This window comes from Bacillus sp. ISL-78, from assembly GCF_018613455.1.
Taxonomy (GTDB): domain Bacteria; phylum Bacillota; class Bacilli; order Bacillales; family DSM-1321; genus Peribacillus; species Peribacillus frigoritolerans.
This window is the reverse complement of sequence record NZ_JAGGQC010000042.1, coordinates 14,204-25,204: the sequence shown is the minus strand read 5'-3', so window position 1 is coordinate 25,204 and position 11,001 is coordinate 14,204. Positions and strand designations below refer to the sequence as shown.

At 41.3% G+C, this 11,001-nt stretch carries 13 protein-coding genes and 1 other annotated feature; all 13 genes read right to left on the bottom strand.

Annotated features, from left to right (window positions below):
- Positions 1 to 71: 71 nt before the first annotated feature.
- Positions 72 to 3,641 carry a DNA-directed RNA polymerase subunit beta gene (rpoB, locus tag J7I96_RS25535; RefSeq protein WP_214925801.1) on the bottom strand — a complete coding sequence of 1,190 codons (3,570 nt, stop codon included), beginning with the start codon at positions 3,639 to 3,641 and terminating at the stop codon, positions 72 to 74.
- Between the two features lie 238 nt (positions 3,642 to 3,879).
- A complete protein-coding gene (locus tag J7I96_RS25530; RefSeq protein ID WP_214773336.1) occupies positions 3,880 to 4,485 on the bottom strand; it encodes a class I SAM-dependent methyltransferase in 606 nt (201 codons plus the stop codon).
- Positions 4,486 to 4,678: 193 nt separating this feature from the next.
- The gene (gene rplL / locus J7I96_RS25525) at positions 4,679 to 5,038 is read right to left on the bottom strand and encodes a 50S ribosomal protein L7/L12 (protein ID WP_048677872.1); all 360 of its coding nucleotides are present in this window, start codon (positions 5,036 to 5,038) and stop codon (positions 4,679 to 4,681) included.
- A gap of 62 nt (positions 5,039 to 5,100) precedes the next feature.
- Positions 5,101 to 5,601 carry a 50S ribosomal protein L10 gene (rplJ, locus tag J7I96_RS25520; protein ID WP_048677870.1) on the bottom strand — a complete coding sequence of 167 codons (501 nt, stop codon included), beginning with the start codon at positions 5,599 to 5,601 and terminating at the stop codon, positions 5,101 to 5,103.
- Positions 5,602 to 5,640: 39 nt separating this feature from the next.
- Positions 5,641 to 5,791, bottom strand: a sequence feature (ribosomal protein L10 leader region).
- A gap of 50 nt (positions 5,792 to 5,841) precedes the next feature.
- A complete protein-coding gene (gene rplA, locus J7I96_RS25515) occupies positions 5,842 to 6,534 on the bottom strand; it encodes a 50S ribosomal protein L1 (protein ID WP_048677868.1) in 693 nt (230 codons plus the stop codon).
- Positions 6,535 to 6,638: 104 nt separating this feature from the next.
- The gene (gene rplK, locus J7I96_RS25510) at positions 6,639 to 7,064 is read right to left on the bottom strand and encodes a 50S ribosomal protein L11 (protein ID WP_034305057.1); all 426 of its coding nucleotides are present in this window, start codon (positions 7,062 to 7,064) and stop codon (positions 6,639 to 6,641) included.
- Positions 7,065 to 7,238: 174 nt separating this feature from the next.
- On the bottom strand, positions 7,239 to 7,772 hold the full coding sequence (gene nusG / locus J7I96_RS25505) for a transcription termination/antitermination protein NusG (protein ID WP_048677866.1): 534 nt from the start codon (positions 7,770 to 7,772) through the stop codon (positions 7,239 to 7,241).
- 257 nt (positions 7,773 to 8,029) lie between these two features.
- Positions 8,030 to 8,212, bottom strand: coding sequence for a preprotein translocase subunit SecE (gene secE / locus J7I96_RS25500; protein ID WP_034305062.1), 183 nt, complete (start codon positions 8,210 to 8,212; stop codon positions 8,030 to 8,032).
- Positions 8,213 to 8,262: 50 nt separating this feature from the next.
- The gene (rpmG, locus tag J7I96_RS25495) at positions 8,263 to 8,412 is read right to left on the bottom strand and encodes a 50S ribosomal protein L33 (RefSeq protein ID WP_072273931.1); all 150 of its coding nucleotides are present in this window, start codon (positions 8,410 to 8,412) and stop codon (positions 8,263 to 8,265) included.
- A 194-nt stretch (positions 8,413 to 8,606) separates the two neighbouring features.
- Complete coding sequence (sigH, locus tag J7I96_RS25490; RefSeq protein ID WP_094246690.1) at positions 8,607 to 9,239, bottom strand: RNA polymerase sporulation sigma factor SigH; 633 nt, start codon at positions 9,237 to 9,239, stop codon at positions 8,607 to 8,609.
- An 85-nt stretch (positions 9,240 to 9,324) separates the two neighbouring features.
- Positions 9,325 to 9,834, bottom strand: a complete 510-nt coding sequence (locus tag J7I96_RS25485; protein WP_034305067.1) for an NYN domain-containing protein — start codon at positions 9,832 to 9,834, stop codon at positions 9,325 to 9,327.
- 4 nt (positions 9,835 to 9,838) lie between these two features.
- Positions 9,839 to 10,582 carry a 23S rRNA (guanosine(2251)-2'-O)-methyltransferase RlmB gene (gene rlmB / locus J7I96_RS25480; RefSeq protein WP_034305069.1) on the bottom strand — a complete coding sequence of 248 codons (744 nt, stop codon included), beginning with the start codon at positions 10,580 to 10,582 and terminating at the stop codon, positions 9,839 to 9,841.
- Complete coding sequence (locus J7I96_RS25475; RefSeq protein WP_034305071.1) at positions 10,579 to 11,001, bottom strand: Mini-ribonuclease 3; 423 nt, start codon at positions 10,999 to 11,001, stop codon at positions 10,579 to 10,581. The genes rlmB and J7I96_RS25475 overlap by 4 nt, the downstream gene beginning before the upstream one ends.

Below are 11,001 nucleotides of genomic sequence, written 5' to 3'. Positions count from 1 at the left end.
TGATGTTCTAATGAACATCTCGCTGCCAGTCAGAGCAGGTAATATATAACTGGATATGTTTATATTTAATTTTATTCTTTGACAGGTGCCCCTACTTCGGAAGCAACCATATCTTTAGTTTCTGAATCAAGGCTTAATTTGTCTGCTTGGTTGGCTTCATCTTCATCTTCCAAATCACGCATTTCGATTTCACGATCTTCGGCATTGAGGATTTTAACATCCAATCCTAAACTTTGAAGCTCCTTAATCAATACTTTGAATGACTCAGGAACGCCTGGTTCAGGGACATTTTCACCTTTGACAATCGCTTCGTACGTTTTAACACGGCCCACGACATCATCTGATTTAACGGTTAGGATTTCTTGTAATGTATAAGCGGCACCATAAGCTTCAAGCGCCCATACTTCCATCTCACCGAAACGCTGTCCACCAAATTGCGCTTTACCACCAAGTGGTTGCTGCGTAACAAGGGAGTAAGGTCCAGTTGAACGTGCATGAAGTTTATCATCGACCATATGCGCCAGTTTGATCATGTACATGACACCAACTGATACACGGTTATCGAATGCTTCACCTGAACGGCCATCATAAAGGACAGTTTTTGCATCACGGGACATACCGGCTTCTTCAATCGTACCCCAAACGTCTTCCTCAGTGGCACCATCGAATACAGGAGATGCTACATGAATGCCAAGTGCGCGTGCAGCCATACCTAAGTGTAGCTCCAACACCTGACCGATGTTCATACGTGAAGGTACACCCAATGGGTTTAACATGATGTCGACTGGAGTGCCGTCCGGTAGATAAGGCATATCTTCTTCAGGAAGAATCCTGGAGATTACCCCTTTGTTACCATGTCGTCCGGCCATTTTATCGCCTTCATGGATTTTACGTTTTTGAACGATATATACACGTGCGAGTTGGTTTACACCAGGAGGCAGTTCATCGCCGTCTTCTCTGTTAAACACTTTAACATCAAGAACGATTCCGCCGCCGCCGTGAGGTACACGAAGTGATGTATCCCTTACTTCACGTGCTTTTTCACCGAAGATTGCATGTAATAAACGTTCCTCAGCAGTCAGTTCCGTTACACCTTTAGGCGTGACTTTACCAACGAGAAGGTCTCCGTCTTTCACTTCAGCACCCACACGGATAATTCCGCGCTCATCAAGATTACGAAGCGCATCTTCCCCTACGTTAGGGATATCACGTGTGATTTCTTCAGGCCCTAATTTTGTATCGCGTGATTCAGACTCATATTCTTCAATATGAATGGAAGTGTACACATCATCTTTAACCAATCGTTCACTCATGATGATGGCATCTTCATAGTTATATCCATCCCATGTCATGAAGGCTACCAATACGTTACGTCCAAGTGCCAACTCACCTTTTTCCATTGAAGGACCATCAGCAAGAATTTCACCTTTTACGACGTTGTCGCCAACGCTTACGATAGGGCGTTGATTATAGCACGTTCCTTGGTTGGAACGAATGAATTTTAATAGACGATATTTATCAAGATTTCCTTTTACCTGCTGCCCGTCTACTTCACTTACCCTACGTACCCATACTTCACCTGATTCAACGTGCTCTACGATACCAGGGTGTTTACAGATTACGGCAGCACCGGAGTCTTTCGCTGAAACATACTCCATACCCGTTCCTACCCGAGGGGCTTCCGGTTGAAGCAAAGGAACTGCTTGACGTTGCATGTTCGCTCCCATAAGGGCACGGTTGGAGTCATCGTTTTCCAAGAAAGGAATACATGCAGTCGCGGCAGATACAACCTGTTTAGGAGATACATCCATGTAATCTACACGGTCACGCGGAACAACGGTATTTTCACCGCGGAAACGTGCAACAACATCGTTATCAAGGAATGAGCCATCATCCGACAGTCGTACATTCGCTTGGGCAACTACATAGTTATCTTCCTCATCAGCTGTTAAGTAATCGATTTGGCTTGTAATTTTACCTGTTTCAGGGTCCACACGGCGGTATGGTGTTTCAATGAAGCCATATGGGTTAACCTTTGCAAAACTGGATAACGAGTTAATCAAACCAATATTCGGTCCCTCAGGCGTTTCAATCGGACACATGCGGCCATAGTGGGAATAATGAACGTCACGTACTTCAAAGCCAGCACGCTCACGTGTCAGACCACCAGGTCCCAATGCAGATAGACGACGTTTATGGGTCAACTCAGCCAACGGGTTCGTTTGATCCATGAACTGGGAAAGCTGTGAACTTCCAAAGAACTCTTTAATGGATGCAATGACCGGGCGAATGTTGATTAGTTGTTGTGGAGTGATTGTGTTCGTATCCTGAATGGACATTCTTTCACGGACAACACGCTCCATACGGGATAAACCAATTCTGAATTGGTTTTGCAGCAATTCACCAACGGAACGCAGACGACGGTTACCTAAATGGTCAATGTCATCCGTGATTCCCACACCATGCAATAAATTAAAGAAATAACTGATGGAAGAAATGATATCAGCCGGTGTAATGTTTTTGACCTGGTCGGTCACATAAGCATTACCGATGATATTGATCACTTTTTCGCCTTCAGCATCGTTTGGTGCAAACACTTTAATAGGTTGAAGAAGAGTTTCTTCCTCTACTACACCACCTGATGGATGGAATGTTTTGAATCCAATTCCACCTTCGATATGAGGCAGAATCCTATCAAGAGTCCGACGATCAAGCATTGTACCTTTTTCAACAATGATTTCTCCCGTTTCAGGATCAATCAAAGTCTCTGCAATACGTTGTCCGAATAAACGGTTCTTAATATGCAGTTTTTTGTTTATTTTATAACGGCCTACATTAGCTAAATCATAACGTTTCGGATCAAAAAAGCGTGATACTAAAAGACTTTTCGCGTTTTCGACAGTAGGCGGTTCACCTGGGCGTAGACGCTCATAGATTTCTAGTAATGCTTTTTCCACACTCTCGGTGTTATCCTTTTCAAGAGTGTTGCGAAGGTATTCGTTGTCACCGATCAAATCGATGATTTCTTGATCAGTTCCGAATCCAAGGGCACGCATCAATACCGTGATCGGTAATTTCCTGGTGCGGTCGATTCGAACATACACAACATCCTTGGCGTCTGTTTCGTATTCGAGCCATGCGCCACGGTTAGGAATAACGGTCGCGGAGAACCCAAGCTTACCGTTTTTATCCATTTTCCCATTGTAGTAAACACTCGGTGAGCGCACTAATTGGGATACAATTACCCGTTCAGCACCATTGATGACAAATGTACCTGTTTCAGTCATCAGCGGGAAGTCACCCATAAATACATCTTGGTCTTTTACTTCCCCTGTTTCTTTGTTAACAAGGCGCACTTTCACACGAAGTGGTGCAGAATACGTAACATCGCGTTCTTTTGTTTCTTCCACAGAATACTTCGGCTCAGCTAAGCTGTAATCGATGAATTCTAACGATAAATTACCTGTAAAATCCTCAATAGGAGAAATATCCTGGAACATTTCCTTTAAACCTACATCTAGAAACCATTGATAAGAAGCTGTTTGAATTTCAATCAGATTCGGAAGGTCCAAAACCTCACTGATTCTTGCATAACTTCTACGTTGGCGGTGTCGTCCATACTGAACAAGTTGACCTGTCAACTGATTCACCCCTTAAATCAAGCGTTATAAGGATCCATTTGCCTCGGAAAAGGAATCATTTCCATAGACAAAAAGAAAATGGTTTTTATTTTAAAAACCACTATTTCTCATAAAACGAACTATTATTTATATATTTTTCCCATATTATCCATTGATTATACACCAATGGTATAAAAATTGCATAGTTACGGAATTATATATATGCATTTTATAATACTAACATAGCAAAAATTTAGAGTCAAACCTTTTTGGATAATAGTATATAGTAACCTTTTTTCTTAACAGGCACTTCAACTTTTCCAAATAATTGCTCCATTTTATCCATTGCGGATGGAGCCCCTTGTTTTTTTTGAATGACAACCCATAATTCTCCACCAGCTACCAAACTGCGATAGCTTTCTTCCAAAATTTCGTGGACTACACTTTTACCTGCGCGAATGGGAGGGTTCGTAAGAATCGCTGCGAATTGATTGGAGGCAACTTTGTCAAAACGATCGCTTTCGTAAATCTTCACATTTGCGATCCCATTAGAAGCAGCATTCTCTTTTGACAATTCAACCGCCCGGCTATTTATATCAATCATTTCTATCGTTCTATCGGGATAAGCTGCCGCAATCGATATTCCGATCGGTCCATACCCGCAACCAACATCGAGAATATTTCCTTCCACAGCTTCACGAAGGTTGAAACTCTCAACCAAAAGACGCGATCCGAAATCAACTTCCTTTTTCGAAAAAACACCATTATCACTTTTGAAGCGAAATGTACGTCCCTTTAATGTGAAATCCCAAAATTTCGGATTGCTTACGACATCCGGTTTATGTGAGTAGTAATGCTCTGTCAGAGTCATCTCCCCCTATCAGAAAGGAATATTGAAGATTTAATGAGAGAAGAGAATTGAAGAAGGATGCTTGCACGCCGGAATGTCCAGTAACGATATCCTCGTTACCAAACCATTAACGGCCAGTTCCCGTCATTTCTTTAAAAATGAAGAAAAAAAGCCCGCCAATGATAGCGAGCTTTTTGTTTATGCAAGATTACTTAACTTCAACGCCAGCTCCAACTTCTTCAAGTTTAGCTTTGATTTCTTCAGCTTCTTCTTTAGAAGCGCCTTCTTTGATTGCTTTTGGAGTGTTGTCAACAAGTTCTTTTGCTTCTTTAAGTCCAAGACCTGTAACTTCACGTACAGCTTTGATAACTTTGATTTTTTGATCTCCAGCAGATGTAAGAACTACATCAAACTCAGTTTTTTCTTCAGCAGCAGCGCCACCAGCAGCAGCTACAGCTACAGGTGCAGCAGCAGTTACGCCAAATTCTTCTTCGATTGCTTTTACAAGGTCGTTTAATTCTAAAACAGTCATGTTTTTAACTGCTTCAATGATTTGATCTTTAGTCATTTTTATTTCCTCCTCGAAATGGTTGGTTTTTTTTGAATCAGCAGGCTAAATAAGCGGTTAGCTTACGCGCCTTGTTCTTCTTTTTGCTCTGCAACAGCTTTTGTAGCAAGAGCAAGTCCGCGCATAGGTGCTTGTAGCACGCTGAGTAGCATTGAAAGTAGGCCTTCGCGTGAAGGTAGTTCTGCAAGAGCTTTAATTTCTTCAGCAGTTGCAACATTTCCTTCGATAACTCCAGCTTTGATTTCTAACGCTTCATGTTTTTTCGCAAAATCGTTAAGGATTTTTGCTGGCGCAATAACATCTTCAGTTGAGAATGCAATTGCGTTTGGACCTGTTAATGATTCGTTCAAAGCGCTAAGCTCAGCACTTTCAGCAGCACGGCGAGTCATAGAGTTTTTGTAAACTTTAAACTCAACGCCAGCTTCACGAAGTTGCTTACGAAGTTCTGTTACTTCTGCAACAGTCAATCCACGGTAGTCAACAACTACTGTTGATTGGCTTGAAGTTAACTTTTCAGAAATCTCAGCAACGATTTTTTGCTTTTGTTCAATAATTGCGTTCATCCTTACACCTCCTGTAGATTTGCTTGAAAACATTTATACCGTTTCAAAGAAAAAGCCTTCATCTCTATTGCAGACATGAAGGCAGTAATTTCAAAAGTCATAGTCAAGGACTATTATTATCGAATTACCTCGGCAGGGAATTAAGCTCGTAATGAGCACCTACTGTCTACGGTACAAATAGTATTCATTTATTCACAACAAAACTTATTATAACAATAATAGTTTTGGTATGTCAATTATTTATTTGAAAGAAGAAGGATCAACTTTCACGCCAGGGCCCATTGTAGTTGTTACAGAAACGTTTTTCATGTAAGTTCCTTTAGCAGCCGCAGGTTTAACTTTCAATAATGTATCATAGATAGTAGTGAAGTTTTCCACTAGTTTAGCATCTTCGAAAGATACTTTACCGATTGGAGCGTGGATGTTACCAGCTTTATCTACGCGGTATTCAACTTTACCAGCTTTGATTTCATTAACAGCTTTCGTTACATCGAAAGTTACTGTGCCAGTTTTAGGGTTAGGCATTAATCCTTTAGGTCCTAATACACGGCCAAGTTTACCAACTTCACCCATCATGTCTGGAGTCGCAACGATTACATCGAATTCGAACCATCCTTGTTGGATTTTGTTGATGTAGTCAGATTCGCCAACGTAGTCAGCACCAGCAGCTTCCGCTTCTTTTGCTTTTTCGCCTTTTGCGAATACTAATACGCGTTGAGTTTTACCAGTACCATTCGGAAGAACAACAGCTCCACGAATTTGTTGGTCAGCTTTCTTAGGGTCTACGCCTAAACGGAAAGCAACTTCAACAGTCGCATCGAATTTTGCGAAGTTTGCTTTTTTAGCAACTTCGATTGCTTCAGTTACAGCATAAGCCTTAGAAACTTCTACAAGCTTAGCTGCTTCAAGATACTTTTTACCTTTTTTAGCCATGATATAAATCCTCCTAAATTGTGGTTTTAACGGAATGACCTCCCACGAATAAAGGTTGCGAGTATCAATCGCAACCCCGTAGAAACAAATAGCAATTACATGGATTAGTCTTCGATGACAATACCCATGCTGCGAGCAGTACCTTCAACCATACGCATTGCAGCTTCGACGCTTGCAGCGTTTAGGTCAGGCATTTTAGTTTCAGCAATCTCGCGCACTTGATCACGCTTGACTGTAGCAACTTTATTACGGTTAGGTTCACCAGAACCAGACTCGATACCTGCTACTTTCTTAAGCAATACTGCAGCCGGTGGAGTTTTTGTAATGAATGTAAATGAACGGTCTTCAAATACCGTGATTTCAACAGGAATAATTAGACCAGCTTGATCTGCTGTACGAGCGTTGAACTCCTTACAGAATCCCATGATGTTTACACCAGCTTGACCTAATGCAGGACCGACTGGCGGTGCCGGATTCGCTTTACCAGCAGGAATTTGCAATTTAACCATTTTAATTACTTTTTTAGCCACGAGACACACCTCCTTATAAGTCCGTGATGTGGTAATAGGGTAATACCCTCCCACTCATCTTGAATTCTTTATATATTAATAAAGAATGCTTGTATCGTTGAGGCCTAAAAATTGAAACATACTGACCTTTGAAATTTTACCACTTTCAAAAGGCAATTTCAAGTTTTTTTCCGTTTATAATTTTTCCACTTGATTAAAATCAAGTTCAACCGGTGTATCACGGCCGAACATATTGACTAGGACCCTTACTTTCCCTTTGTCTTTATCAAGTTCTTCAATCGGTCCTGCAAAAGTTGCAAATGGTCCTTCTTTAACTTGAACCGTATCACCGATTTCAAAATCAACTTCGATTTTGCTTTCATCTACGCCCATTCGTTTAAGAACGACTTCAATTTCTTCCGGAAGCAATGCAGTCGGTTTTGACCCGGCTCCAGATGAACCCACGAAACCTGTTACCCCAGGCGTATTCCGGACAACATACCATGAATCATCCGTCATGATGATCTCAACCAACACATAACCTGGAAACACTTTCTTTTTGGTCACTTTCTTTTTGCCATCTTTCACTTCTGTTTCTTCTTCTTCTGGAACTACAACGCGAAAGATCTTGTCTTCCATCCCCATAGTTTCAACACGTTTTTCCAAGTTAGCTTTAACCTTGTTCTCATAACCTGAATAGGTGTGAACTACATACCAATTCTTTTCCATGTGTTAGGACTTTAACGTCCTTCCCTCCCTGCAATCAATCATTTTCTTTATTAATCTTTATCTTTGAACGTTTTAGCCAAAAACCAAACAGGCGTCATCCCGAACTTAACTAGAATATATTGTGATGATTCATATTACAGCAGCACTCGTTTTTAAACTTCTTCACTTATTAAAAAAGACAAATTAAAAAACCCGTTTCCGGGCTTTTCTGCTGACACATATTATTCTATCACTATTATACCTTATTTTCGAATCTCTTATTCAATAACTAAGCGAATTAATTCGGAAATACCCAAATCGACCACTGTAAAGAATAAAGCCATAAATACTACAGTCGTTACCACCACGATTGTATATTTGGTAAGCTCCTTGCGTTTCGGCCAGCTTACTTTTTGCATTTCGCGAGCGACTCCGCTGAAAAATTCGGTAAAACGTTTCATGAATGTACCTCCAAGCATTAGAAGCTTCTGTCAATCTATTTATAAAACGGTTATTTCGTTTCTTTATGAATCGAGTGTGAGTTGCAAGTACTGCAAAATTTCTTGATTTCCAGCCGTTCGCCGCTTGTCGATTGTTTGCTCTCATAACTATAATTTCTTGAACCGCAATCGTTGCAGGCAAGAACTATTTTTTTTCGCATTAGATACACCTATCCTATCTACTATATCCATAAAACCTTATCACGACTGTTTTTTATTGTCAATATCAAAGCGGGTTTCACCCATTATGGACAACGTAAATCAAAACATCGGCTTGTATCTAAAAAATCTTAGTGAATAAAAAACTTCCATGTGGAGAAGGGACAGATGAAATTAAGCGGAAAAAGCGGAGGGATTATAAACTGATTTCCCTTACTTCCAGATAGCGCTCGAGCTTTCTTTTCACCCGCTGAAGGGCGTTGTCGATTGACTTAACATGCCGGTTCAACTCTTCCGAAATTTCTTGGTAGGTTTGTCCATCCAGGTAAAGAGCTAACACTTTTCTCTCAAGATCACTCAGGAGCTCGGCCATCTTTAGTTCGATATCGTCAAACTCTTCTTGGTTGATGATCAGTTCTTCCGGGTCCAAAACCTTCGTACCCGATATGATATCCATTAGAGTTCGGTCCGATTCCTCATCATAAATTGGCTTGTCCAGGGAAACATAGGAATTGAGCGGAATATGTTTTTGACGTGTTGCTGTTTTGATAGCTGTAATGATCTGCCTCGTAATGCATAGTTCTGCAAATGCTTTAAAAGAAGATAACTTATCCCCTTTAAAATCACGGACGGCTTTATATAAACCAATCATACCTTCTTGCACGATGTCTTCCTTATCGGCACCAATCAAGAAATAAGTCCTTGCCTTCGCTCTTACAAAATTACGATACTTTTGGATCAAATAATCAAGCGCTTCACTGTCTCCAGTGTGCACCAACCCTATCAATTCATCATCCTCAAACTGAAGATACTTTTCGTTCAGCTTCATTCCGAATTTGAGACCCACATTATATCCCCCTGACCTGACTCAGATAGAAATATTATACAGCAGGTAAATTTTACCCGTCAATGGTTCAAATTTTCCCCCGGCGCCATTTTTCGAAAATTTCTGCCACTTCTTCACTTAAAGGAATTTTAGCAACGGGTCTTATGGTTGTTGTTTTCCTTACATCTTTCTTGATTTCACCTTGAATTTCTTCCATTTCAATAAGCAGTTCACGAGCGGATTTCCTTAGGGCCCCTTGGCCAAAGATCACCCACTGTTCCGTGAAGTCAGAGGTTGCCACTTGAATTTGCGTTTTGACGTTATTCAGTTCGATGGCCATCTTTTCTATTCTTTCATCCGCAGTTTCATTTTCTTTTGTAAAAATTACGTCAACTTTGTGATTTTTGAATATGCGGGCAATTCCCTGAACATATTGAGCATCAAATACGACAATTACACGGTATCCGGTAAACGCTTGATATTCCGCCATCATTTCTATCAATCGATCCCTTGCAGCAGCAAGATCCCGTTCTTTTAATTCTCTCAGTTCCGGCCAAGCTCCAATAATGTTATAACCGTCCACCAACAGAATATTCATTTCGTCATTGCCCTAGGGGATTTCTTTTTCTATAAACCTCATACATCAATAAACCGGCTGCTACCGATGCATTTAACGAAGTTACTTTTCCTGCCATTGGAAGACGGATGAGAAAATCACATTTCTCCTTCATTAACCGGGCCATGCCTTTTCCTTCACTGCCGATAACAAGTCCGATAGGCATCTTTCCGTCCATGTTACGGTAATCATCGCTGCCTTTCGCATCGGTACCGACTATCCATACCCCTCGCTCTTTCAATTCTTCCACCGCTCTTGCCAAATTTGTCACGCGTGCTACGGGAATATATTCGATTGCACCAGTCGAAGCTTTAGCCACCGTTGCCGTCAAGCCCACCGCTCTTCTTTTCGGAATGATGATTCCATGCGCCCCGACTGCATCAGCCGTCCTCATGATCGAACCTAAATTATGCGGATCTTCAACCTCATCAAGAATCATGAAAAAAGGTGCCTCGTCCCGTTCAGCCGCTTTTGCGAATAAGTCATCCAGCTCCACATATTCATATGCAGCCACTTGTGCGATAACGCCTTGATGGATGCCTTCTACCATTTGGTCAATTTTTTTCTTCGGTACGATTTGCACGAGCACCTTCTTTTCCTTCGCGAGACCGATAAGCGGTTGCATCGAGCCTTTTTGCGAGCCCTCGGCTATCCAAATTTTATTAACTTCCCGTTCGGAGCGAAGTGCTTCCAATACGGGGTTCCTGCCAATGATATATTCTTCGCTCATGGGTTACTCCCCTTTTCTTCTTCAATGTATTCAATGGATTTTTTGATGAGTTCTTCCATTCTTTCTATTCGACCGGATAAATACAAAAATCCCATAAGAGCCTCGAAGGCTGTACTGTAGCGATACGTTTGCACATCTGTATTCTTCGGTACCGTACCTGATTTCGCATTTCGGCCGCGCCGAACGACAGCGGATTCCTCTTCCGATAGCCAATCTGACTCCAGAAAGAAGTGGATGATTTTATTTTGCGCTTTAGCAGCTACAAAAGATGTAGCCTTTTTGTGAAGTAGATTGGGCTTGACCGCCCCTTTTTGAATGAGGTGATGCCGTATATACGTTTCGTATACAGCATCACCTATATATGCTAAAGCAAGACTGTTCAGCATTTTTGCATCTACCTTACTATCGTAATGAAGCAT